We start from the raw sequence: 24,928 nt of genomic DNA, 5'->3' as shown, positions 1-24,928 counted from the left end.
TGCCATATCCAACACATATAGCAGGCCAACCATGGAACTGAGACATTTGCGCTACTTCCTCGCGGTCGCCGAAGAAGGCCAGTTCACCCGCGCCGCCGCCCGGCTGCACATTCAGCAACCGCCGCTGTCGCAGCAGATTCAGGAACTCGAACAGGAACTGGGCTTCGCGCTTTTCGTGCGACAGCCGCGCGGCGTCTCGTTGACGGCGGCAGGTGAAACGTTCGCAGCACGCGCCCGCTCCGTGCTGCTCGAACTGGACAACGCGGTCGTTCAGGCGCGCCGCGTTGCGCAAGGGCACATCGGCACCGTGCGCGTTGCGCTTACGAGTTCGGCTGCGTTTCATCCTCTGACGCCCACGGCCATCCGCAATTTCCGTGAGCTGTACCCCGAGGTCGCCATCGAAATGACTGAGGTCAACGCGGCGGACATCATCGAAATGATGGTAGAGGACCGTGCGGACGCGGCGATTCTGCGCAAACCGGTTCACACGCCCGCAGGTCTGCGGTTCGAACTGTTGGCCGAAGAACGAATGTTGCTGGTGCTGCCCGTCGGACATCGGCTTATAAGCAGCCGCGCCATAGCGCTCCAGAAGCTTGCCAACGAGTCGTTTATTTTCGTGCGTCGGCCTGGCGCCCCCGGTATGTACGCGGATTTTATTAGCGCCTGTCAGTCAAAGGGTTTCGAGCCAAACGTGGTCGAGGAAGTGCCGCGCATGGTAACGGCCATCAACCTCGTGGCAGCGGGCGGCGGCATCTCGCTCGTTCCTGCGTCGATGCATCGCTACCACCAGGAAAGCGTGCGCTACTGCCGCGTGGCGGGCGACCATGCTTTTCGCGCACCATTGCATCTCGTTACGCGAGATGATTCGCACAGCCCGGCGGCTTCCCACTTTCGCAAGACGCTGCTCGCTTTCGTGCATCAGCATCCGAGCCGCGAGTGAGTGTTGGGGCGGCGTGGTTTTGGGCGGAGGCGTGGGCAGTGCCGCTGTTTCTTGCGGCGTGTTCTGTGATGTATAAGAACCTGTTCTGTTGCCGCTAGAGCCGTCCGTTCTGTGGAGCAAACGTGTGGTTAAGATGGGCCCAAAACGAAAAAGGCCTTATGGACATGTATCCATAAGGCCTTGATTTCTTGGTCGGGGCGAGAGGATTTGAACCTCCGACCACCTGCACCCCATGCAGGTACGCTACCAGGCTGCGCTACGCCCCGAACAGCACAAAATTATAACAGACACTTCATTCGAATAGAACCGTTCGCACCAATAAAGCGACTAGCGATTCAACAGATCGATCACGTTCAGCAGTTCTTTGCGCAACTGCTCGACGTCGACGGCGTTCGCGGTTGCTGGTGCCTCCGGCGGAACGAAGCCCTCGACCTGCTCGCCCATTTCAGCCGGCGCATTGTGCGCACCGCCGCCATGTGAATCCAGCCGGTTGCGTGCACCGTTGATCGTGAAGCCCTGCTCGTACAGCAACTCACGAATCCGCCGGATCAACAGCACCTCGTGATGCTGATAGTACCGGCGATTGCCGCGTCGCTTGACAGGCCGCAACTGCGTAAACTCCTGCTCCCAATAGCGCAACACATGCGGTTTGACGCCGCATAGTTCGCTGACCTCACCAATCGTGAAGTAGCGTTTCGCCGGAATCGGAGGCAAGACGACTTTTTCCATCGTCGCTGTCATCGTCAGTTAGCCGTCGTGGTGGGTTGCGCAGGAACGCGCCAGTCGATCAGCGCGTGAAGCTCGCTTCGGCGCCGTTCTCGACCAGAGCCTTCAGCTTTTGACTTGCATGGAACGTCACAACGCGGCGCGCGGCAATGGGAATTGCCTCGCCGGTTTTCGGGTTTCTGCCGGGACGCTGCGGTTTGTCGCGCAACTGGAAGTTGCCGAAGCCCGACAGCTTCACACTGTCGCCGCTCTCCAACGCATCCCGGATCACCTCGAAAAACGCCTCCACCATGTCTTTCGCTTCCCGCTTGTTGAGCCCGACATTGTCGAACAGCAACTCGGCAAGTTCCGCTTTGGTGAGCGTCGGCGTTTCAGTTGAAACGACGGCGGGTGATGTCGGAATTTCTCGAATCATGGCGCTGCGTTGCGCCGTAAGAAGGGCTTCGAAATCACTCGAGTTCATTTCATTCATATCTATCAAATGGCGCGCCATGCAGAAAACAAAGGATGCGGAAACAGCCGCGCAATTGTTAAATGCGGGTTATCCGCGCAACCGTGCGCCATATACTCGAGCCAGACGTTCCACCAGAGTCTGAATGGCCAGATCGACCGTTTCGTCCTGAAGGGTCCCGCCAGTATCTTGCAAGGTAACACGGAACGCAAGGCTTTTCTCGTGAGCCCCCAAGCCACCGGAAGTGTTTGATTTTGGACGGAATTCGTCAAAAAGCACAACCTTCTGGACGGTCTTGCAGGCGGGCTCCGACTGAGCCTTCTGGAGCTCGTCCAGCAGCGCCTGCGCCTCGATTTTCTGATCGACAACTACCGCGATATCGCGGCGCACCGGCGGGAATTTAGACACTTCCGAGGGTGTGGGCAATACGCGTTGCATTAATGCGTCCGCTTCGACTTCAAACAGAATCGGCGCATTCGGTAAATCATATTTTTGCATCCAGCGCGGATGCAGTTCGCCGATCCAGCCAATCGCGCGGCCATTCAGTTCAATGCGCGCGCTGCGCCCCGGATGCAGCGCGGGATGTTCCGCTTTCACGAAGCGCGCGACTGCCGGCGAGAGCAACGCCTCGACGTCGGCCTTCACGTCGAAGTAGTCGACGGTACGCGACGGCGCGCCCCACTGCTCCTCAAGCGCGGGACCGTACGCGAGCCCGCCGATCATCTTCGGCTGGGCGAAGCCTTCGACCGTGAGCTCTCCGGCCTTGATCGACGGATCGTGCAGGAACACGCGGCCAGCTTCGAACACGCGTACGCGGTCGGCAGCACGGCGGTTCAGGTTCGTGCGCAGCACGTGAATCAGGCTGCCAATCAGCGTGGTCCGCATGACCGACAACTGGCTCGCAATCGGATTCAGCAGACGCACAGGCTTGTCATTGCCGGCGAAGTCCTGCTCCCACTCGGCATCCACGAAACTGAAGTTGACCGTCTCAGCGTAATCGCGAGCGGCAAGCGCGTGCCGGATTGCGTGGATCGAGCGGCGCGTTTCGTTGGTCGCGCGCATTTCGCTCTTAGCGACCGGCGGGCGCGCCGGAATCTTCTCGAAGCCGTAAATACGCGCGACTTCTTCGATCAGGTCTTCTTCGATCTCGATATCGAAACGGTACGACGGTGGCATGACCGAGAACGTGTCGCCTTCGTGTTCGAACGTAAGGCCCAAACGCGTGAAGATCTGCGCGATTTCCTCGGCGCCGATCGCGATGCCGATGATGCGGTTCGCGCGGGACACGCGCATCTTCACGGGCTCGCGCTGAGGCACATTGACGACCTGGTCGTCCACGGGACCCGCTTCGCCGCCGCAAATGTCGAGGATCAGTTGCGTGATCCGCTCGATGTGCTCAACGGTGGTCGCGTAATCGACGCCGCGCTCGAAGCGATGGCCCGCATCGGTCGAAAAGTTGTACCTGCGCGAGCGGCCACGAATGCTATCCGGCCACCAGAATGCGGCTTCAAGGTAGATGTTGGTCGTGTCGAGCGTGACGGCCGTGCTATCGCCGCCCATGATGCCCGCGAGGCTTTCAATGTGTTGCTCGTCGGCGATCACGCCAACCGTTTCGTCAACTTCGACGGTGTTGCCGTTCAGCAGCTTGAGCGTTTCGCCCTTGCGGCCCCAACGCACGTCCATACCGCCGTGGATCTTGTCCAGATCGAACACGTGCGACGGACGGCCCAGCTCGAGCATCACGTAATTGGAAATATCCACGAGCGCGGAGATGCTGCGCTGACCTGAACGCTCAAGACGTTCGACCATCCATTGCGGCGACTTCGCACGCGCATTCACACCGCGGATGACACGGCCCGAGAAACGGCCGCAAAGATCGGGCGCCGAGATCTTGACGGGCAGCGTCTCGTCGAGCTTGACCTGGACCGGCTTGATCTCGAGCGGACGCAACGGTGCACCGGTGATCGCGGAGGTCTCGCGCGCCACGCCGAACACCGACAAGCAATCTGCCTTGTTCGGCGTCAGCTTGATCTCGAAAATGGTGTCGTCGAGATTGAGCGTTTCGCGGATGTCCTGGCCAATCGGCGTATCTTCCGGCAGGATCAGGAGGCCGCTATGATCTTCCGAGAGCTTCAGTTCGCGCGCCGAGCACAGCATGCCCTGACTTTCCACGCCACGCAGCTTCGAGAGTTTGATCTCGAACGGCGCGCCGCCCTCTTCGGCCGGCGGCAGTTGCGCGCCAACCAGCGCAACCGGCACCTTGATGCCTGGCGCTACGTTTGGCGCACCGCAGACGATATTGAGCGTAGCGCCTGTGCCGGCGTTGACCTGGCAGACGTTCAGCTTGTCCGCATCCGGGTGCTTGACGACTTCCAGCACCTGACCGACCACGATCTTCGAGGTCGGTGGCGCAGCCGGTCGCAGGTCTTCAACTTCGAGACCCGCCATCGTCAATGCGTGCGACAGCTCGTCCGTCGTCAGTTGCGGATCGACAAAGGTTCTCAGCCAGGATTCCGGGAATTGCATGGTTCTCTGTACGTTCTGATCAGGTTAGGTCCGCGTGAGGCAGATACATCGCGCAATTCGGCGTGCGGCGCAATCGCCAGTTGCCATGAGTTACAGCGAGTCACTGCCTGTCACTGCCGGGACGCTGTGGCGGCATGCACTCGGTGCAGTACCGCGCTCTATGCTTGTCGCGCAACGCGTTCGTTCAAGCGAATTGACGCAGGAAACGCAGGTCGTTTTCGAAGAACAGACGCAGGTCTTGCACGCCGTAGCGCAACATGGTGAGCCGTTCGAGGCCGCTGCCGAAAGCGAAGCCGATGTAGCGCTCCGGGTCGAGGCCCATGTTGCGGATCACGGTGGGATGCACCTGGCCTGAGCCCGAAATTTCGAGCCACTTGCCCGCGTTCTTGCCCGTTTCGAACAGCATGTCGATCTCGGCCGACGGTTCGGTGAACGGGAAATACGACGGACGGAAACGCACCAGAATATCGTCGCGTTCGAAGAATTTCTTGAGGAAGTCCGTATAGACGCCCTTCAGATCCGCGAAGCTGATGTTCTCGTCGATCCACAGGCCTTCGACCTGATTGAACATCGGCGAGTGAGTCGCGTCGCTGTCGACACGGTAGGTGCGACCGGGCACGATCACCTTGATGGGCGGCTTGTTGGTACGCGCGTAACGCACCTGCATCGGGCTCGTATGCGTGCGCAGCAGCAGTTGGCGGCCGTCGGCATCTTTGCCGTCGACGTAAAAAGTGTCCTGCATTGAGCGCGCCGGATGATTTTCCGGGCTGTTCAACGAGGTGAAGTTGTACCAATCGGTTTCGATTTCGGGGCCATCGGCCACGTCGAATCCGATGCTGCCGAAAATCTGTTCAACGCGCTCCCAGGTCCGCATGACCGGGTGCAGGCTGCCCGTATTGGCGCCGCGGCCAGGCAGGGTGACGTCGATCGCTTCGGCGGCGAGGCGCTGATTCAGCAGCGCGTCGGCCAGCGCCTGGCGGCGAGCCGTCAGCGCGGCTTCAACCTGTTGCTTGACGAGGTTGATCCGTGCGCCTTCGGTCTTGCGCGTTTCGGGATCGAGTTTGCCAAGGCCCTTCAACAGTTCCGTCAGCACGCCCGACTTGCCGAGAAAGCGTGCTTTCTCGTTTTCGAGGGTGGTGACGTCGGAGGCTTCTGCGAAGGCTTTTTGCGCGTCCGCGACAATCTGGTCCAGGTCCATTGATCCCATCATTTCAACGTCAGTGTTCAATCGATGCAAAACTGGTTCTACCAACAAAAACGGGGCTCGGTGAGGAGCCCCGTTTTTGTTGCAGCGTCACCGAGACTACCGGATGTTCGCTGCAACGAACCACGCAGTGTTAATTGCCAGAAGCGCAATCAGGCTGCAACGGCGGCTTTCACCTGCTGAACGATCGCAGCAAAAGCAGCCTTGTCGAACACAGCCATGTCGGCCAGCACCTTGCGGTCGAGTTCGATCGAAGCCTTCTTCAGGCCGTTGATGAACACGCTGTACGTCATGTCGTGCTGACGCACCGCCGCGTTGATACGCGTGATCCACAATGCACGGAACACACGCTTCTTGTTGCGGCGATCGCGGTAGGCGTACTGGCCTGCGCGCATGACCGCCTGCTTGGCGATGCGATAGACGTTATTGCGACGGCCGCGGTAACCCTTGGCCAGCTTGATGATCTTCTTGTGACGGGCCCGTGCGGTAACCCCACGTTTTACTCGAGGCATGTTTCGCTCCTATGAGTTTCGGTTAAGGGTTAAGCGAACGGCAGCATTGCGCGCACGGAGTTCAGATCGGAATCATGAACTGCCGTCGAACCGCGCAGATGGCGTTTGTTCTTGGTGGTCTTCTTGGTAAGAATGTGGCGCTTGAAGGCTTGACCGCGCTTGACGGTACCGCCCGGACGCACCACGAAGCGCTTCGCAGCACTCTTCTTGGTCTTCATCTTCGGCATGACAACTCCATTATTAGATGGATATGGGTGTGCGGTCGGCCAGATGGCCATTACCCGCCCTTCGAAACCCATTCCACTTGGTATGCAGACCGCCAATGCTGCCGGCAGCCGCTTTTCGGAGACAGCGCGCATTTGCATAATCGCCGTCTCGAAACCTGCTGATGTCGCACCGGACACCCGGTGCGGCATCGTTCGACTTTTCACAACCAGAACACGCGCCACATGGCGCGTCGCAGCTCTGACCGCTTACTTCTTTTTCTTCGGAGCGAGCACCATGATCATCTGGCGCCCTTCCATTTTCGGCATTTGCTCGACCTGACCGACTTCGTCGAGGTCCGTGCGCAGGCGTTCCAGCATGCGCATACCGATTTCCTGGTGAGCCATTTCGCGGCCACGGAAACGCAACGTGATTTTCGTCTTGTCGCCGTCGTCGAGAAAGCGAATGAGGTTGCGCAGTTTGACGTTGTAGTCACCGTCGTCAGTGCCCGGACGGAATTTGACTTCCTTGACCTGAACGATCTTCTGCTTGAGCTTGGCCTCGTGCTGCTTCTTCGCTTCCGAGTACTTGAACTTGCCGTAGTCCATCAATCGGCAGACCGGCGGAACCGCTTGCGGCGCGATTTCCACCAGATCTACGTCTTGCTGTTCCGACATGCGGAACGCATCAGCAAGTTTCACGATGCCGAGCGGTTCGTTCTCGACTCCGACCAGACGCACCTCGGGTGCCGTAATTTCACCGTTGATGCGGTGCGCAGACTTATCAGTAGCGATGTTACGTTTCCTCTAAAAATTAAAAAAACGAGCCGCGCTGCCAAGTGGCTCAGTTGAACGACTGCACGTTCTGGCGCAGACGCTCAATGAAAGAATCGACAGGCATCACGCCTAGGTCGACACCACCACGGGCACGCACGGCTACCGTTTGGGCTTCACGCTCCTTGTCGCCGACCACAAGCAGGTACGGCACCTTCTCAAGCGTGTGCTCACGTATTTTATAGCTAATCTTCTCGTTGCGCAAATCGGCCTCTACTCTAACCCCTTGTTTTTGCAACGATTGGGCCAGAGACTGGGCGTATTCCGCCTGACTTTCGGCGATATTCATCACCACTACCTGCATCGGGGCGAGCCACGCGGGCATTGCACCAGCATGGTGCTCGATCAGAATACCGAGAAAACGCTCCATTGATCCGACGATTGCCCGGTGCAGCATGATCGGACGGCGACGGCTGTTGTCTTCCGCAACGTACTCCGCGCCCAGCCGCTCCGGCAGCACCATATCGAGCTGCAACGTGCCGCACTGCCACGAGCGGCCGAGAGCGTCCTTGATGTGATATTCCACTTTGGGACCGTAGAACGCCCCTTCGCCCGGCAGCTCTACCCACGTCACGCCGCAAGCCGTCAATGCTTCGCGCAAGCCCTGCTCCGCGCGATCCCAGGTCTCGTCGGTACCGGCACGGGCGTCGGGGCGCAACGAAAGCTTGATTTCGACGTTATCAAAGCCGAAGTCCTTGTACACGCTCATGGCCAGCGTGTTGAAGGCAATCGACTCGCTGATGAACTGGTCTTCAGTACAGAAAATATGAGCGTCGTCCTGCACAAAACCACGCACGCGCATCAATCCATGCAGCGCGCCCGACGATTCATTGCGGTGGCACGAGCCGAATTCCGCGTAACGCAACGGCAGATCGCGATACGAGCGCAGACCGTGGTTGAACACCTGCACGTGACCCGGGCAGTTCATCGGCTTGATCGCGTAATCGCGCTTTTCCGATTCGGTCGTGAACATGTTTTCACGATAGTTCTGCCAGTGACCCGACGCTTCCCACAACGACCGATCCATGATCATCGGCGTCTTGATCTCGAGGTAGCCAGCGTCGTTCACACGGCGGCGCATGTACTGCTCGACCTGCTGCCACAGCGTCCAGCCGCGCGGATGCCAGAACACCATGCCCGGCGACTCGTCCTGCATGTGAAACAGGTCGAGTTGCTTGCCGAGCTTACGGTGATCGCGCTTCTCCGCCTCTTCGAGCATGTGCAGATACGCGTCCTGATCTTCCTTCTTCGTCCAGGCCGTGCCGTAAATGCGCTGCAATTGCTCGTTCTTCGAATCGCCGCGCCAGTAGGCGCCGGCCACCTTCATCAGCTTGAAGACCTTCAGCTTGCCGGTGGACGGCACGTGCGGACCGCGGCACAAGTCGGTGAAGCCGCCGTGCGAGTACAGCTTGATTTCGTCCGTAGCCGGAATCGATTCGATGATCTCAGCCTTGTACTTCTCGCCGATGCTCTTGAAGTAGTCCACCGCTTCATCGCGCGATACAACGCGGCGCGAAACAGGCTCGTCTTTCTTCGCGAGTTCCTGCATGCGCTTTTCGATCTTCTCGAGATCTTCCGGCGTGAAGGGACGGCTATACGCAAAGTCGTAATAGAAGCCGTTGTCGATGACCGGACCGATCGTGACTTGCGCCTCCGGATAGAGATCCTTCACTGCGTACGCAAGCAGGTGCGCCGCAGAATGACGAATGATATCCAGACCGTCTGCGTCCTTTTCGGTGACGATGGCAAGCGCCGCGTCGTGATCGATCAGCGCGGACGTATCGACCAGTTCACCGTCGATCTTGCCGCCGAGCGCGGCCTTGGCGAGGCCGGGGCCGATCGACGCGGCCACTTCGGCGACGGTCACCGGATGCTCGTACTGTCGAACAGAACCGTCAGGCAGACGTATCGAAACCATTGCGTTCTCCGTGGTGCCGACCGGCGGCGGCATATACATCAATCAAACAAGCCAAAAAAAATGCGGCCCCGCTTTCGAGGGGCCGCATTCACATTTCCTGCAAACTACACTGGCGAAAGTGGTCCTCGACTAGCGTCGCTCCGAAGTGGTTTCGGTCAACGTTCGCGGTGTCATAACCGTATTCGCCTTTTGCGCCACAGGCGCTTACTGCAGTTTGCGAAACCCCGGCAGAACCGGAATTTCTCTTTCGTTGGTAGGCTCGATTGGACTCGAACCAACGACCCCCACCATGTCAAGGTGGTGCTCTAACCAGCTGAGCTACGAGCCTGAAGAAACGAGATTATATGGAGCCCCACACTGCTTGGCAAGTACTTTTATGCATCGACTTTAAATTGCGCTTACCCACATCATTCACTCGCTTGCGCATGAGCAAGTGAGCACATCGACTCAACATCGCGTCACTGGGTCAGCCTTTGCGCGACGCCCGCACGACACCTGTCACTTCGCCGAGCAGCGTGCAAGCGCGTTGAATTTGCGCGGCACTCGACACCTCGACGGTGAATTGCATGAACGCCGCGTTGCGGCGGGTTTGCGTCTTCACACCGATCACATTCATTTTTTCTCGCGCGAACACTTCGGAGATATCGCGCAGCAAACCCTGGCGGTCCGTCGCCTCGATCGAGAGGTCGACCGGATACACCGATTGCCCGCGACCGCTCATCACCTCCGCTGACCACGCCGTTTGCAACACACGCTCCGGCGAGCGTTCGGCCATGCGCAAAAACGTCGGGCAGTCGCTGCGGTGAATCGACATGCCCTTGCCGCGCGTCACGAATCCGCAGATGTCGTCAGGCGGCGCCGGACGACAGCATCGAGCAAGCTGCGTGAGCAATGCGTCGACACCGACCACCAGCACACCCGTCGACGCACCTCGCGCCACGCTCGCGCCACTACTGCGCTTTTCGAATTGCTCGGGTACTTCGACCACCGGTTCCGGCGGCGGCGCATCGTGCAGCGCCTGCTCGACGAGCCGCAGACTGAACTCTTCCTTGCCGACGACCGAGAACAGATCGTCGGTAGTCTTGAAGCCGAGTTTGGCCGCGAGCTGATCCAGGTTCACCGAGGTCTTGCCCTCGCGCTGCAGGGTCTTTTCGACCATTGCGCGGCCGCTCGCAATGTGCTCCTGTAACTCGACGGCATTGAACCAGGCGCGCACTTTCTGGCGCGCACGCGGACTATGCAGATAACCGAGCTGTGGATTGAGCCAGTCGCGCGACGGCCCACCTTCTTTTACCGCGACGATTTCCACAGTCTGGCCGTTCTGCAACTGGGTGTTCAGCGGCACCATCGCCCCGTCGACGCGCGCCCCGCGACACCGATGCCCCAACTCGCTATGCAGGTGATACGCGAAATCCACCGGCGTCGCACCATGCGGCAACGCGATCACGCGCGCCTGCGGCGTGAGCACGTAGATGTGGTCGTCGTCGAGCGTGGCCTGGCGTAATTGCTCCCACGGCTGCGCCGCGCGCTTCTCGCCGTGCTCGCCTTCGGAGACGTCGTCTTTCCACGCGAGCAATTGACGCAACCACGCGATCTTCTCGTCGTACTTCTCATTGGCGGCAAACTGCCCGCCGTACCCACGCGTGCCGGCTTCCTTGTAGCGCCAATGCGCGGCCACGCCGTACTCGGCGAACTGATGCATGTCGTGCGTGCGAATCTGCACTTCGAACGCACGGCCGTCGTCGCCGATCACCACCGTATGCAGCGACTTATAGCCATTCGGCTTCGGCCGCGAGATGTAATCGTCGAACTCTCGCGGCACCGGCTGCCACAGGTTGTGCACGATGCCGAGCACCGTGTAGCAATCCTTGATGTCCGGCACGATTACGCGAAACGCGCGCACGTCGTACAGTTCGGCGAAGTCGAGTTCCTTGCCGCGCATCTTGCGCCAGATGCTATAGATATGCTTTGGCCTGCCGCTTACTTCCGCGCGAATGTTCGCGGCGGCAAGTTCCTGCTGCAGCCGTTCAATGGCCTGCGCAACATAGCTTTCGCGTTCAACGCGTTTCTCGTCCAGCAACTTCGCGATGCGCTTATAAGTCACCGGCTCTTCGAAGCGGAACGCAAGGTCTTCGAGTTCCCACTTCAATTGCCAGATGCCGAGGCGGTTCGCGAGCGGTGCATAGATATCGAGCGTTTCGCGCGCCACATCCGGCGACGGCGTGAGCTTCGCCGCCGCGTAATAACGCAGCGACTGCAGCCGCGACGCGAGCCGTATCAGCACTACTCGAATATCTTGCGCGAACGCGAGCAGCATCTTGCGCAGCGCCTCGACCTGCGCGCGCCGGGCGGCCTGCGCATCACGCCCCGCTTCGGGCATGGCGTTCTGTGCAGCGCGCAAGCTCACTGTGCCGAGGCGCAGCAACTTGCGCACGTCGCCGACGAGTTGCGCGACTTCCTCGCCGAAGTTGTCGGCGATCACGCGCTCGGGGTCTTGCAAATGCGGCGTCAATGCAAACAACGCCGCCGCCAGCACGGCCGGCGGATCGACGTTGAGCGTGCGCATGATCGACGCGGTGCCCGCCGCATGATCCGCGAGAGACTCGCCCGACGACAGCCGCACCTCGCCCGCATGACGACGCACGAACGCCATTGCTTCGTCGAAAGACGGAAGAGGATTCGGCGTGCTCGTAGCGGTTTCGGTATTCATGGTGCGGCGGCCCACCGGGCCCTGGCAAATCAACGGAATTTCAACTGCAACTGCCTGGTTTTGCTTCGCTCAGCTCCGCTGCGCCGCGACCACGACGATCTCAACCAGGCACTTCGGGTTGGCGAGCTTCGCCTCGACGGTCGCGCGCGGCGGCGTCGCGCCTTGCGCTACCCACTCGTCCCACACCGCGTTCATGCCGGCGAAATGCTCCATGTCCGAGATATAGATCTGCACGGACAGCAAATGCGATTTATCGCTGTTTGCCTCGGCTAGCAGGCGGTCGATATGGCCGAGCACTTCGCGCGTTTGCCCCGTGATGTCCTGGTCCGCGTCTTCGGCGATCTGGCCGGCAAGGTAGATCGTGCCGTTGTGCACGGCAATTTCAGAAAGACGCTTGCCGACATGGTGACGAATGACTGCCATGAAGAATCCTGAAGTAGATAGAAGAAGATTGACTGGATGCGCTATGCATGACGCGTTAGAGCGCCACGCGCAACTGCATATTATGACGCGTCGCCGCCATTGCCGATAAAGAACCGCTTCGCAATGTCGATCTGATCCGCCGAAAGAAACGCCGGCGCGTGCCCCACACCGCTGATCTCGACGCTCGACACCGCATTCCCCGTCTCGACCATCCTGGCGACTGTTTCACGCGACAGCAGATCGGAAAGCTCGCCTCTCACCACCAGCACCGGGCCTTGAAACGACGCAAGCGAATGCCATAGTGCAGCTTCCCCTAGCTTCGCGGTTTCTTCTGTAGTCGCGGCAAAGGGCTGCGCAATGCGCGGATCGTAGCGGAACAGCCATGTGCCGTTCTCTTCGCGAATCAGCGGCGTATTGATCTCGCGCCATTCTTCCGCCGTGAGCGGACCGAAGCTGCGCGCGAGGAACGCCGCGTGATCGATGCCTTGCCGCAGCGAGTCGAAGCGCACGGGCTTGCCGAGATAATCGCCGATACGCTTGACGGCCTCCGGCTCCAGATGCGGACCGACGTCGTTTAGCAACAGCTTGCGGATAGGCGTATCCGCGAGACCCGCGAGGCCGAGCCCGATCAGGCCGCCCATTGACGTGCCGAACCAGTCGACCGTTTCCACATTCAGCCGCGCAATGAGCGTCACCATGTCTGCGACATATTGCGGCACGCTGTATAGGTTTGGGTTGGCGAGCCACGAAGACAAGCCCCGGCCCGCCACATCAGGACAGACCACACGGTAGGTATCGGCGAACTGCGCCGCTAACCGGTCGAAGTCGCGCCCCGAGCGCGTCAGGCCATGCACGCACAGCAGCACCCGCGGATTGTCCGGATGGCCCCACTCGGTGTAGGCAATGCGATGCAAGCCCGCGGCGCTCGCGCACTGCACATAACGTTGGCGCGGCGCGAGCCGCTCGCCGGCGAAAGCTGTCGTTGCGGTCATCTGTGGTCCTTGCAAAAGCGCTGTGCATGTGGCCCGTGTGCACCGTAACGCGGCGCGAAGAAACAGGCGACGAATCGTCAAGTGATTGCTTCGAACGATTGTAAACCGCTTTGCCGCGTGACAAGGATCGGCCAGAAGGCATAGGACGGGCGCGGCAAAACCGCGAGCCGCAAAAAGAAAAGCGGGCGAGACTTCCGCCTCGCCCGCCCCGCCCACCATTCCCGCCGTCTGGGCCAACGCACATGCGTCAGCCCGGCAGCAAACCCGACAACCGTGATCAGCTCACCGCGCTCACATCGAGCGGCGCGCCCGTCTTCGCCTTGATCTCGTCGACGCTCACGCCAGGCGCCAGTTCTGTCACCTTCAGGCCGTCGTCGGTAACTTCGATCACGCCGAGGTCGGTGATGATCTGATCCACCACGCCCACGCCCGTCAACGGCAGCGTGCATTCTTCGAGAATCTTGTGCTGATCGCCCTTCGCGACGTGCTCCATCAGCACCACCACGCGCTTGACGCCGGCCACCAGATCCATTGCGCCGCCCATGCCCTTGATCATCTTGCCGGGGATCATCCAGTTCGCGAGGTCGCCCTTCTTGCTGATCTGCATGGCGCCCAGAATGGCCAGGTTGATGTGGCCGCCGCGAATCATCGCGAACGAATCCGCCGACGAAAAAATCGACGAGCCCGGCAACGTGGTCACCGTTTGCTTGCCCGCGTTGATGAGGTCGGCGTCCACTTCGTCTTCGGTCGGCGACGGGCCAATGCCGAGCAGGCCGTTTTCCGACTGCAGCCACACTTCGACACCCGGCGGCACGTGGTTCGCCACCAGCGTCGGCAAGCCGATGCCGAGGTTCACATAAAAACCGTCCTGCAATTCCTTCGCCGCGCGCGCGGCCATTTCGTCACGAGTCCATGCCATGATCAGTCTCCTTTCGCGCGGACGACGCGTTGTTCGATGCGTTTTTCCGGATGCGCATTGAGCACGATGCGCTGAACGAAGATGCCAGGCGTATGAATCGCGTCCGGATCGAGCTCGCCTACCTCGACGATTTCCTCGACTTCCGCGACGGTGATCTTGCCGGCCATCGCGCACATCGGATTGAAGTTGCGAGCCGTGCGGCGATAGATCAGGTTGCCCGACTTGTCGGCTTTCCATGCCTTCACGAGCGCGACATCCGCCGTCAGCGAATGTTCGAGCACGTAGTGGTTTTCGCCGAACTGGCGGGTTTCCTTGCCTTCGGCGATCAGCGTGCCGTAGCCGGTATTCGTGAAGAACGCCGGGATGCCCGAGCCGCCCGCGCGCAGTTTCTCGGCAAGCGTGCCCTGCGGCGTGAATTCGAGTTCGAGTTCGCCGGCCAGATACTGGCGCTCGAACTCCTTGTTTTCCCCGACATACGACGAGATCATCTTCTTGATCTGGCGCGTCTCGAGCAGCAGACCGAGGCCAAATCCGTCGACACCCGCGTTGTTGCTGATGCAGGTAATGTTTTGCACCTTGGTGTCGCGCAGCGCAGCGATCAGCGCTTCGGGAATGCCGCACAACCCGAAGCCGCCGACGGCGAACGTCTGACCGTCCTTGACGATGTCTTTCAGCGCCTCGGCGGCGCCTGGATAGACTTTGTTCATCAGTATGTCCCTTCCTTTATGGAAACCTGAAACCGTTTTCTTGCGGCTCGTGTGACGCGCTCAGGCGCGGCCCGACACGTCATTCTAGTCATCCGGCGGGTGCCGTGCGCGAAGCCTGTGTCACGCTTTGCGCAAACGCCGCCATGGACGCCTCACCGCGTTCTCATGTGCCCGAAAGAGTACGCTGCGTGCGCCATACGGCACAATACGCAAAAATACATAAGTACTTGCCGCCAGCCCATGCCCGCACTGGATTACCAAACCGCTTTTCATCTCGCGCCGATCGGGCTCGTGCTGTCGCGTGAGCGCATTATCGAAGACTGCAATGACGAACTGGCGTCCATCTTCGGCTGTCCGCGCGAGGCGCTGCTCGGGCAGTCGTTCCAGATTCTGTATCCGTCGGCGGACGAATTCGAGCGGATCGGCGCACGGATCCCGCCCATCATGACCGCTCAAGGCAGCTATGCCGACGACCGCATCATGAAGCGCGCCAACGGCGAACTGTTCTGGTGCCATGTGACGGGCCGCGCGCAGCGGCGCACCGACCCGCACGCGGCAGGCGTCTGGACTTTCGAGGATCTGAGCGCGACGCGGCGCGTGGCGGTCGAATTGACGCCTCGCGAGCGGGAAATCGCCGCCCAACTGGTGACCGGCAAAACCAGCAAACAGATTGGACGGGCGTTGGAAATCAGCCCGCGCACCGTCGACGTTTATCGTGCCCGCTTGATGCGCAAATACGATACGGGTAACGCTACCGAACTGTTGCAGCGTCTGCTCGGGCATTGACGGCCGCAGCCGCGGCGCGCGACACCGCTTTGTGCGAAGTCGAGGCAAGAAGTGGAACGATGAAGCGAGGCCTTAGAGTTGAGGCCTCGCGCTGCGCGGTCATGCAGAAATAAACGGCGAACTTATGCGGCCGGCTCGGCCGCTTTCACGAGCGCGGCGCGCTCGATGGTCTCGCGCAACAAATCAGGAACCGGCACCGACTTGCCGGCGGCGTAATCGATCCATACGCAGCGGGCGGCGCCGCGTGCATAGACGGTGCTGGGATCGTCTGCACGCACGAGTTCGAAGCCCGTGTCGAAACTGCTGCGGCCGGGCGTCGCGACGGTCATGCGGCCGATCACGTCGCCGGGGTAATGCAGTTGCTTGAGAAACTCCATCGACGCGTTCACGATCACCGGCCCCTGGCCATCCGCATTGCTGCCGGCGAGGCCGAGTTGCTCGAACCAGGAGATACGCACCTGCTCCATGTAGCGGAAATAGACCGTGTTGTTCACATGGCCGAATGCGTCCATGTCGCCCCAGCGGATCGGCATCGACATCTCGAAAACTGCGTGAAAATCGCTCATCGTGCTTCTGCTCTTCTTACTTCTCAAAAGATTGCTCAAGGATCGAGTCGGGTAAAACCGTGGCCATTCAGGCCAATGCCTGCACCATAGCGCAGACGTTTCGTCGGCAGAAGGCCCGCGCGCGTAAAAGAGCTTCTTCGAAACTGCGTTAATCGCCTGGCGCGCCGGGACGAGTGCCAGGCGCACCTCGCCGGATTCCGGTGATCGTGCGCGCGTCAACTCATAAGCCGGCGATCAGGCCAGACCGAAGCCGTCGTCGGCGGCGATTACCGAGCCGTTGATGAACTGCGATTCGTCCGCCGCCAGCAATAGCAGCAATCCGTCCAGGTCCTCAGGCTTGCCGACGCGATGGCGCGGCAGCATCGACACGAGCTTTTGCCCCTGCTCGGTCGACCAGTGATGATGATTGATCTCCGTGTCGATATAGCCCGGGCAGATCGCGTTCACATTGATGCCGTGCTTGCCCCATTCGAGCGCCATGGCTTTCGTCATGTGGACGACGGCTGCCTTGCTCATCGAATAAAGGCCGATTTGGGGCAGTACGCGCAAGCCGGCCATCGACGCGATATTGATGATCCGGTACGACGGTTTCTGCGCGTTGTTGCCGCGCATGATCATGCGCTTGGCCACTTCCTGCGCGACGAAGAACGCGCCGCGGGTGTTGGTGTCGAACACATATTCGAAGTCGGCCGGCGTAACTTCCGACAGCTTCTGCGTGGTCGACACGCCCGAGTTGTTCACCAGAATGTCGATGGTGCCCGCCTCGGTCTCCGCATGGGCGACCGCCGACTTGATGCTCTGATAATCGGTCACATCCAGCGAAACGACGTGCGCCGCGCCGCCCGACGCCTCGATTTCGGCGCGCAGCTCCTTCAGGCGCTCGGTTCGCCGGCTCGCCAGCACGACCTTGGCGCCCGCCTGCGACAACACTTGAGCAAAGCGCTTTCCCAACCCGCTCGAGGCGCCTGTGATGAGCGCGACTTTGCCTTCCAGATTGATCGAACGGCCCATTGTCGTTCCTTGTTCGGTTGTAGTTACGAATACGGTTGTCGGTCGCGGTCCGACCCATGCTCGGGTCAATACCGTAGCATATAAATAGAACGCTCGTGCTAATCTCTGCTGATCGGGTTGCGGTGCAAGAGACCATCGCCCACAATACGATCCCGAAAAAAGCATTCTAACGGTAAGAGGAGCATCAATGACCCCCGCAAGTCTCATTGAGCAGTACGGCCCGCGCGAGTCGATGGAATACGACGTCGTGATCGTCGGCGGCGGCCCGGCTGGCTTGTCCGCGGCGATCCGCCTGAAGCAGCTGGCGGCCGACAAGGGCGTCGAGCTTGGCGTCTGCGTGCTGGAAAAAGGCTCGGAGATCGGGGCGCACATCCTCTCGGGCGCCGTCATGGACCCGCGCGCGTTGAATGAACTGATTCCCGACTGGAAGGAAAAAGGCGCGCCGCTGGACGTCGAAGTCACCGAAGACCGTTTCCTGTTCCTCTCGGAAACCGGCGCGAAGAGCGTGCCGAACTGGGCGCTGCCCGATAACTTCAAGAACCACGGCAACTACGTGATCAGCCTCGCCAACGTCACGCGTTGGCTGGGCCAGCAGGCCGAAGCGCTCGGCGTGGAGATTTTCCCCGGCTTCCCGGCTGCGGAGGTGCTCTACAACGACGACGGTTCGGTGAAAGGCGTCGCCACGGGCAATCTCGGCATCGGCAAGGACGGCCAGCCGACTGAAAACTTCCAGCTCGGCATGGAACTGCACGCGAAATACACCCTTTTCTGCGAAGGTGCGCGCGGGCATCTCGGGCGTCAGCTGAACGAGAAGTTCAGGCTGCGCGACGGCGTCGATCCGCAGGTCTACGGCATCGGCATCAAGGAATTGTGGGAAATCGATCCGTCGAAACACAAGCCGGGGCTCGTCATGCACACGGCCGGCTGGCCCTTGCAGACGGACACGTACGGCGGCTCGTTCCTCTATCACATGGACAACAACCAGGTGGTGGTCGGCTTCGTGGTCGGGCTCGGTTATACGAACCCGTATCTGTCGCCGTTCGAGGAATTCCAGCGCTACAAGACGCATCCGGCAATCCGTCATTTTCTGGAAGGCGGCAAGCGCGTGTCGTATGGCGCGCGGGCAATCACTGCGGGCGGCCTGATGTCGCTGCCGAAGCTCGTGTTCCCCGGCGGCGCACTGGTCGGCGACGACGCGGGCTTCCTGAACGCATCGCGGATCAAAGGTTCGCATGCGGCGATCAAGACCGGCATGCTCGCCGCCGATGCCGCATTTGAAGCCGTGCAGGCAGGCCGCACGAGCGACGAGCTCATGGCTTATCCCGAGTCGTTCAAGACTTCGTGGCTGCACACGGAGCTCTACAGGGCCCGCAACTTCAAGCAGTGGATGAGCAAGGGCCTGTACCTCGGCACGTTGATGGTCGGCATCGAGCAGAAGCTGCTCGGCGGGAATGTGCCGTGGACGCTGCACCATCAGCATTCCGATCATGAGATGCTCAAGCCCGCGTCGCAATGCACGCCGATCACCTACCCGAAGCCGGACGGCAAGCTGACCTTCGACCGTTTGTCTTCGGTGTTCATATCGAACACGAATCACGAAGAGAACCAGCCGCCTCACTTGACGCTCAAAGACCCCACGGTGCCGGTGAACGTAAACTGGCAGACGTATGCGGGTCCGGAGTCGCGTTACTGCCCGGCGGCCGTTTATGAATTCGTGAAGAACGACGACGGCAGCGAGCGGCTGGTAATCAACGCGCAGAACTGCGTGCACTGCAAGACCTGCGATATCAAGGACCCGACGCAGAACATCGTGTGGGTGACACCTGAAGGCGGCGGCGGGCCGAACTACCCGAACATGTGAGCGGCGCTTCGCCTTCGCAACATAGGCAGACGACCTCTGCGTTGCGAAGGCAAGCCGTGAGGGCCACCCACCAGGGCAACCCGCCAAGGCAACCCGCCAAGGCCACCGCTTAGCCGCGCACCATTCCTTCGATGCGCGCACACACTTGTGCCATCACCGGCGCCCAGGCGCCCACCGCCGGTTGCCGGAACAGTTCGATCGAATCGTACCAGGGCGTAACCAGCGCCCCCACTCCCCAGAACCACGCCGATACCCGATCGATCATCAAGCACGTCGGTACGCCGAGCGCGCCGGCCAGATGGGCGGGTCCACTGTCGATCGTTACCACCAGATCGAGATTCGCCAGCAGCGCGGCGACGTCGTCGAAGCCGGCTTCAAAGTACTGAGTAGGATCGACGACGTCGAAGCCCATTGCACGCCATTGCGCGACCGTCTCGCCGCGTCCTGGCGACAGCGCGAAATAGGTGACACCGGTCACGTTCAACAATGGCTCCAGTTGCTCGATCGGCACCGAGCGCCGCGCATCGCGGATATGGTCCGGATTTCCATTCCACACGAGTCCCACTTTGCGATTACCGGGCTTGCCGTCGACACAGGCATGCACCCACTGCTGCCACGGTTGCAGACGTTGCGGGTCCGCGCTCAGATAAGGCTCGCCCCAACCGGCCGCCTCGACAATGCCTAGACGCAAGGGCAAGCTCATCAACCCGCAATGAAAATCGGGCTGCGTTTCGAGGCTCGTTTCAAGCCGCAGGTCGGCAGGCAGCGTCCGTTCGAATAGATGCCGCAACGGCCCGTCGTGACCGAAGATCACCCGGCCGCCTTCACGCCGCGCACGCTCGGCGAGCAGCGGCAGAAAGCGCACCGCCCACAGACAGTCGCCGTTGCCTTGCTCGCCGTACACGACGAGCGTCTTGCCCGCCAGCGACTCTCCTTGCCACGGTGCGCTGATCGCGGCGAGCGCTTGCTGCGCGTTGTTCAGATCGCCGGCGAACGCAAGGCGCGACTCGTAGAGCGCCCAGCCCTCGGCGAAACGCCCGCTGCGGATCTGGAGTTCGGACAAATCGAACATCGCATGTGCGTTATCCGCGGACAACGCGAGCACCTCATGAAGGAGCGCTTCGGCTTCCGCAAAACGCGCCTGCTCCTTGATGCACAACGCCAGTTTATGAAGCGCGATCGGATTGCCCGGCACGAGGCGCACCGCTTCACGCAGCAAATTCTCGGCAGTCGCGAAGTCGTTACGATGTTGGACGGCGGCGGACCGCCAGATCAATGCGTTGGCATCGGCGGGGTTTTGTGAGAGCAGCAGTGCCGTGGCAGATTCGACAAGCGCCCAATCGCGCACGACGAAGGCCGTCTGCGCAATAGTGTGGAGGAGCGTCGGCTCACAGACTGGGTCGGCCTGATACGCGCGTACGAGCGCCCCGAGGGCTTCGCGTTGCAGCGCTTTGTCGCCGCCCGCGTGTTGCAGCAGTGTCTGGCCGAACGCGAGACAGTCGTGCGCGACCGCGTGCGGCGCCGCGGCGCGGGCCCGCAACGCCGGGAGAATGTTGTCCGCCGGCTGGCTGGAGAGATGATTCATGCGAAAAGCGCAGTTCGCGCAATGCGATTGAAACGCGCGAACCGCGCCCTTTACGGCGCGCTTGCTGCGATCTTCGGCGTACTCACCGAAACGTCGCCACATTGCGCGCGATGGCGCAACGCATGGTCGATCAGCACCAGCGCAAGCATGGATTCAGCGATAGGCGTAGCGCGAATGCCGACACACGGGTCATGCCGCCCGAACGTCTCGACCATTGCCGGTTGCCCCGCTTTGTCGATCGAGCGGCGCGGAGTACGAATGCTCGACGTCGGTTTGATGGCAATCGACACGGTAATGTCCTGGCCGGTGGAAATACCGCCAAGCACACCGCCCGCGTTATTCCCGACAAAGCCTTCGGGTGTGAGTTCGTCGCCATGCACGGAGCCGCGCTGCGCGACGCTCGCGAACCCCGCGCCGATCTCAACGCCCTTCACCGCGTTGATACCCATCATGGCGTGAGCGATGTCCGCGTCAAGACGGTCGAACAACGGCTCGCCGAGACCGACGGGCACACCCGAAGCCACCACGTTGATACGGGCGCCAATCGAGTCACCCTCTTTGCGCAGTGCGTCCATATACGCTTCGAGCTGCGGCACGATGTCCGCGTTCGGCACGAAGAACGGGTTCTCGCGCACATGCGCCCAGTCGACAAACGGCACGTCGATCTCGCCAAGCGCGGCCATGTAGCCACGAATTTCAGTGCCGAATTTCTCGCGCAACCATTTCTTCGCAACGGCACCGGCCGCGACCGTAGGCGCTGTTAAACGCGCCGACGAACGGCCGCCGCCGCGGTAGTCGCGAATACCGTACTTCTGCCAATAGGTGTAGTCGGCGTGGCCGGGACGAAACGTGTCCACGATGTTGCCGTAGTCTTTACTGCGCTGGTCCGTATTGCGAATCAGCAGCGCGATGGGTGCACCCGTGGTGGCTCCCTCGAACACGCCCGACAGAATCTCGACCTTGTCCTCTTCCTGACGCTGCGTGACGTGGCGCGACGTGCCCGGCTTGCGGCGGTCGAGTTCGAGCTGGATGTCGGCTTCGGTCAGCGCCATGCCCGGCGGGCAACCGTCGATCACACAGCCGATAGCCGGGCCGTGCGATTCGCCGAAGGTCGTGACAGTGAAAAGCGTACCGAGCGTGTTGCCGGACATGGGCGTCGTCCAAAGGAATGCGGGGAAGACGCTATTATGCCAGCCCCTTGCCGCCCGGGACGACGCCGCGCGCCGGCTTATGACTTCCGGACAAGGCCGCGCGCCTACTTCCGCGCGCCGCGCAAGTCCGTGACGATTCTCTGAAGCAACTCGGGCGTGGCCAGCGCCGGGTCGATAGGCTCGCCTACTGCCAGAGTCAGCCGACTCATCACGCCCTTTTGCACGGGGCGTGGCCAGTGTGCGTCGTCGGCGCGGGAAAACACGCTGCCCCACAGGCCACGCAACGCCATTGGAACGACCGGCGCCGGTGTGCGCGCGATGATTTCCATAACACCGCGACGGAACTCGTTCATGTCGCCCGTCCGGGTGAGTTTGCCTTCGGGAAAAATGCACACCAGTTCGCCGTCGGCAAGCGCCTGTGCGCAACGCTCGTACGCGCGCGCCAGCACCTGCGGGTCCTCATGCGCGGGCGCTATGGGAATCGCCTTCGCATGACGGAAGACCCAGCCGGCGAACGGGTTTTTGAAGATCTGATAGTCCATTACGAAGCGAATCGGCCGTGGACTCTCGGCCATGATCACGACCGCATCAACAAAGCTCACGTGATTGCACACGAGCACGGCCGCGCCCTCTTCCGGAATCCGCTCCGCGTGCACGAGGCGGATCCGGTAGAACGTGTGCACGAGCAACCATGCGATGAATCGCAACAGGAACTCGGGCACGAGCGAATAGATGTAGGTCGCCACCACGATATTGAGCAGCGCGGTCACGAGAAAAATGGCCGGAATGCTGAAACCCGCCGAGGTGAGGCCGACCGCCATCAACGCCGAGACGATCATGTACAGCGAATTGAGAATATTGTTCGCGGCGATGATGCGCGCCCGGTGGCTCGGCTGGCTGCGGCTCTGGATCAGTGCATAAAGCGGCACGCTGTAGAAACCGCCGAACATGGCAAGTAGAAACAGATCGGCGAGCACGCGCCAATGCGCGGCGTGCGCGAGGAACTCGCCGACGCTCAACAGATGACCGGCGGCCGGCAGCGCGTGGCTTGCGAAGAACAGGTCGATGGCGAACACGCTCATGCCGATCGAGCCAAGCGGCACGAGGCCGATCTCGATACGCCGCTTGGAAAGCTTCTCGCACAGCAGCGAGCCAAGGCCGATACCAACGGAGAAGGTGCCGAGCAGTACAGTCACGACGTCCGGGTTCGCGGACAGCACATCTTTTGCAAAGCTGAAAAACGACGACAGAAACGTCGCGCCCACGAACCACAGCCACGATATGCCGAGCAGGCTCAGAAACACCGTGCGGTTTTCGCGCGCGAGCTTGAGGTTGCGCCAGGTCTCGCTGACCGGGTTCCAGTTGATGCGCAAATCCGGCTGCGGCGCCACTGTTACCGGCACGAAGCTCGATACGACGCGCCCCGCGAGCGCAATGGCGACGCAGGCACAAGCCAGAACCAGCGCGCCATGTTCGACGAAACCTGCGCCCGCGCCGCCGACAATCGTGCCGACCAGGATCGCGACGAAAGTGCCCATCTCGACCATGCCGTTGCCGCCGACCAGTTCCTCGCTCGACAGATGTTGCGGCAGATATGAATACTTGACCGGCCCGAACAGAGTCGAATGGACGCCCATCAGAAACGTGCACAGATACAGCAGCGGCGCGCTATGCAGCAGGAAGCCCGCGCCGCCGACCAACATGACGACGATCTCGAAGCTCTTCACGAAACGCGTGAGCATCGCCTTGTCGTACTTGTCGGCGATCTGTCCGGACGTGGCCGACAGCAACACGAAAGGCAAGATGAAGATCGCCGAGATCATGAACGCGGCGGTCTTCGGATCGACGCCTGAGAACCGCGCCGCCTGAAACGTGACGAGCGACGTGAAACCTATCTTGAAGACGTTGTCGTTCATCGCGCCGAGGAACTGCGTCCAGAAAAACGGCGCAAAGCGGCGCTGGCCCAGCAGCTTGAACTGCGATTCGTGCTGGCCATGCTGGCGCGCGGCACGGTGGACGGCGGCCGGCGCAGACGCGGGCGGCGCAGGCGACGTGGGAGGCGTTGGGGGCAGCGGGCTTTGACTCATGAAGTTCGTTGAAACAGATTCAGTAGCAGGCGCCAGGAAAAGCGGCTAAAGGCCACATGAAGAACCATGACGGCGCGCACAAAAAAAACGCGCGCTCTCGCGCACGCCTTTCCTGGATGTTACGCCTTTACTGGACGTTCCCCGTCGCTGGCCCTCCCAAGCACCGCGGCGCCCTGTCCGGCCACTCACGCGGCAATACCAGCGGCTCCGCCAGCGGGCGGCCGCGCATCAACGCGCCGGCTGCTGCCCCTGCTCTTCCGGCCAGTCGCGGATGTACGCCTTCAGCATGCGGTTTTCGAAGCCCTGTTCCTCGACCACCGCCTTCGCGACGTCATAGAAAGAAATAACGCCCATCAGCGTGCGGCTCTCCATGACCGGCAGGTAGCGCACGTGATGTTCGAGCATCATGCGGCGCACTTCGTTGACGTCCGTTTCAGGCGTGCAGGTGAGCGGATGATCGTCCATGACCTTGCGGATTGTGGACGTGCCCACGCTCCCGCCGTTCTCGCTCAGCGTAAGAATAATCTCGCGGAATGTCAGCATGCCGACCAGGTCGCCGTACTCCATGACGACGAGCGAGCCGATGTCGTGCTCGGCCATGGTGTTGACTGCGTCGTGCAGCGTGGCGTCTGGCGTGACCGTGAAAAGGGTGTTGCCTTTGACTTTAAGAATGTCGCTGACTCGCATGATCTGTCTCCCGAAATACCCGCTAGGCATGGTGATGCATCAATGACTTTCGATCCTAGCGGAAAGGCCCATAAAAGGAAAGCGGCCCGCCCATCAAGGCACGGCGGGCTTACGCCGCCCTGCAAAGGC

The 24,928-nt window shown here is 61.0% G+C and carries 22 protein-coding genes and 2 tRNA genes; 3 read left to right on the top strand and 21 right to left on the bottom strand.

What is annotated here, in order from left to right; translation table 11 throughout:
- Positions 1-31: 31 nt before the first annotated feature.
- Positions 32-940, top strand: a complete 909-nt coding sequence (locus H281_RS0123210) for a LysR family transcriptional regulator (RefSeq protein ID WP_020069530.1) — start codon at positions 32-34, stop codon at positions 938-940.
- A 189-nt stretch (positions 941-1,129) separates the two neighbouring features.
- On the opposite strand, the gene H281_RS0123205 is transcribed toward H281_RS0123210, so the two are convergent.
- From H281_RS0123205 to H281_RS0123135, 15 genes are all read right to left on the bottom strand, one after another.
- Positions 1,130-1,206: transfer RNA gene (locus H281_RS0123205), tRNA-Pro, on the bottom strand.
- A 61-nt stretch (positions 1,207-1,267) separates the two neighbouring features.
- Positions 1,268-1,681, bottom strand: coding sequence for a MerR family transcriptional regulator (locus H281_RS0123200; protein ID WP_027804876.1), 414 nt, complete (start codon positions 1,679-1,681; stop codon positions 1,268-1,270).
- A 46-nt stretch (positions 1,682-1,727) separates the two neighbouring features.
- The gene (locus H281_RS0123195) at positions 1,728-2,138 is read right to left on the bottom strand and encodes an integration host factor subunit alpha (protein WP_012433735.1); all 411 of its coding nucleotides are present in this window, start codon (positions 2,136-2,138) and stop codon (positions 1,728-1,730) included.
- 69 nt (positions 2,139-2,207) lie between these two features.
- Positions 2,208-4,643, bottom strand: coding sequence for a phenylalanine--tRNA ligase subunit beta (gene pheT / locus H281_RS0123190; protein WP_020069528.1), 2,436 nt, complete (start codon positions 4,641-4,643; stop codon positions 2,208-2,210).
- Positions 4,644-4,827: 184 nt separating this feature from the next.
- Positions 4,828-5,841 (bottom strand): phenylalanine--tRNA ligase subunit alpha, encoded by a 1,014-nt coding sequence (gene pheS / locus H281_RS0123185; RefSeq protein WP_020069527.1) that lies wholly within the window; start codon positions 5,839-5,841, stop codon positions 4,828-4,830.
- Positions 5,842-5,999: 158 nt separating this feature from the next.
- Positions 6,000-6,359 (bottom strand): 50S ribosomal protein L20, encoded by a 360-nt coding sequence (gene rplT / locus H281_RS0123180; RefSeq protein ID WP_006052502.1) that lies wholly within the window; start codon positions 6,357-6,359, stop codon positions 6,000-6,002.
- A gap of 29 nt (positions 6,360-6,388) precedes the next feature.
- Positions 6,389-6,586, bottom strand: coding sequence for a 50S ribosomal protein L35 (gene rpmI / locus H281_RS0123175; RefSeq protein ID WP_006052501.1), 198 nt, complete (start codon positions 6,584-6,586; stop codon positions 6,389-6,391).
- A 246-nt stretch (positions 6,587-6,832) separates the two neighbouring features.
- The gene (gene infC, locus H281_RS0123170) at positions 6,833-7,357 is read right to left on the bottom strand and encodes a translation initiation factor IF-3 (RefSeq protein WP_074263967.1); all 525 of its coding nucleotides are present in this window, start codon (positions 7,355-7,357) and stop codon (positions 6,833-6,835) included.
- Between the two features lie 49 nt (positions 7,358-7,406).
- On the bottom strand, positions 7,407-9,314 hold the full coding sequence (gene thrS / locus H281_RS0123165) for a threonine--tRNA ligase (protein ID WP_027804875.1): 1,908 nt from the start codon (positions 9,312-9,314) through the stop codon (positions 7,407-7,409).
- Positions 9,315-9,565: 251 nt separating this feature from the next.
- A tRNA-Val gene (locus H281_RS0123160) sits at positions 9,566-9,642 on the bottom strand.
- Between the two features lie 138 nt (positions 9,643-9,780).
- Positions 9,781-12,024 (bottom strand): RelA/SpoT family protein, encoded by a 2,244-nt coding sequence (locus tag H281_RS0123155; protein WP_027804874.1) that lies wholly within the window; start codon positions 12,022-12,024, stop codon positions 9,781-9,783.
- 69 nt (positions 12,025-12,093) lie between these two features.
- Positions 12,094-12,447 (bottom strand): RidA family protein, encoded by a 354-nt coding sequence (locus H281_RS0123150; protein WP_020069524.1) that lies wholly within the window; start codon positions 12,445-12,447, stop codon positions 12,094-12,096.
- Between the two features lie 80 nt (positions 12,448-12,527).
- Positions 12,528-13,439, bottom strand: coding sequence for an alpha/beta fold hydrolase (locus H281_RS0123145; protein ID WP_020069523.1), 912 nt, complete (start codon positions 13,437-13,439; stop codon positions 12,528-12,530).
- 277 nt (positions 13,440-13,716) lie between these two features.
- On the bottom strand, positions 13,717-14,358 hold the full coding sequence (locus tag H281_RS0123140) for a CoA transferase subunit B (protein ID WP_020069522.1): 642 nt from the start codon (positions 14,356-14,358) through the stop codon (positions 13,717-13,719).
- Positions 14,359-14,360: 2 nt separating this feature from the next.
- Entirely contained in the window at positions 14,361-15,065 is a 705-nt protein-coding gene (locus tag H281_RS0123135) for a CoA transferase subunit A (protein ID WP_020069521.1), read from the bottom strand.
- Between the two features lie 240 nt (positions 15,066-15,305).
- Here H281_RS0123135 and H281_RS0123130 point away from each other — a divergent pair, with 240 nt between their 5' ends.
- Positions 15,306-15,851: a LuxR C-terminal-related transcriptional regulator gene (locus H281_RS0123130; protein ID WP_020069520.1), complete on the top strand. Its 546-nt coding sequence runs from the start codon at positions 15,306-15,308 to the stop codon at positions 15,849-15,851.
- 122 nt (positions 15,852-15,973) lie between these two features.
- Here H281_RS0123130 and H281_RS0123125 read toward each other — a convergent pair whose 3' ends face one another.
- Both H281_RS0123125 and H281_RS0123120 read right to left on the bottom strand, forming a co-directional pair.
- A complete protein-coding gene (locus H281_RS0123125) occupies positions 15,974-16,417 on the bottom strand; it encodes an acyl-CoA thioesterase (RefSeq protein ID WP_020069519.1) in 444 nt (147 codons plus the stop codon).
- A 234-nt stretch (positions 16,418-16,651) separates the two neighbouring features.
- The gene (locus H281_RS0123120; RefSeq protein WP_006052429.1) at positions 16,652-17,428 is read right to left on the bottom strand and encodes an SDR family oxidoreductase; all 777 of its coding nucleotides are present in this window, start codon (positions 17,426-17,428) and stop codon (positions 16,652-16,654) included.
- A 187-nt stretch (positions 17,429-17,615) separates the two neighbouring features.
- Between H281_RS0123120 and H281_RS0123115 the strand changes: the two genes are divergently transcribed.
- The gene (locus H281_RS0123115; RefSeq protein ID WP_020069518.1) at positions 17,616-19,289 is read left to right on the top strand and encodes an electron transfer flavoprotein-ubiquinone oxidoreductase; all 1,674 of its coding nucleotides are present in this window, start codon (positions 17,616-17,618) and stop codon (positions 19,287-19,289) included.
- A 109-nt stretch (positions 19,290-19,398) separates the two neighbouring features.
- On the opposite strand, the gene H281_RS0123110 is transcribed toward H281_RS0123115, so the two are convergent.
- The 4 genes from H281_RS0123110 to H281_RS0123095 form a co-directional block, all read right to left on the bottom strand.
- Positions 19,399-20,874, bottom strand: coding sequence for a tetratricopeptide repeat protein (locus tag H281_RS0123110; RefSeq protein WP_027804873.1), 1,476 nt, complete (start codon positions 20,872-20,874; stop codon positions 19,399-19,401).
- 50 nt (positions 20,875-20,924) lie between these two features.
- Positions 20,925-22,025 carry a chorismate synthase gene (aroC, locus tag H281_RS0123105; RefSeq protein ID WP_020069516.1) on the bottom strand — a complete coding sequence of 367 codons (1,101 nt, stop codon included), beginning with the start codon at positions 22,023-22,025 and terminating at the stop codon, positions 20,925-20,927.
- A 104-nt stretch (positions 22,026-22,129) separates the two neighbouring features.
- On the bottom strand, positions 22,130-24,112 hold the full coding sequence (locus H281_RS0123100) for an MFS transporter (protein WP_020069515.1): 1,983 nt from the start codon (positions 24,110-24,112) through the stop codon (positions 22,130-22,132).
- Between the two features lie 228 nt (positions 24,113-24,340).
- A complete protein-coding gene (locus H281_RS0123095) occupies positions 24,341-24,799 on the bottom strand; it encodes a CBS domain-containing protein (RefSeq protein ID WP_020069514.1) in 459 nt (152 codons plus the stop codon).
- Between the last annotated feature and the right edge of the window lie 129 nt (positions 24,800-24,928).

The organism is Paraburkholderia caledonica, from assembly GCF_000383275.1.
In the GTDB taxonomy this organism is placed as follows: domain Bacteria; phylum Pseudomonadota; class Gammaproteobacteria; order Burkholderiales; family Burkholderiaceae; genus Paraburkholderia; species Paraburkholderia caledonica.
This window is presented reverse-complemented; position numbering and strand designations above follow the sequence as displayed.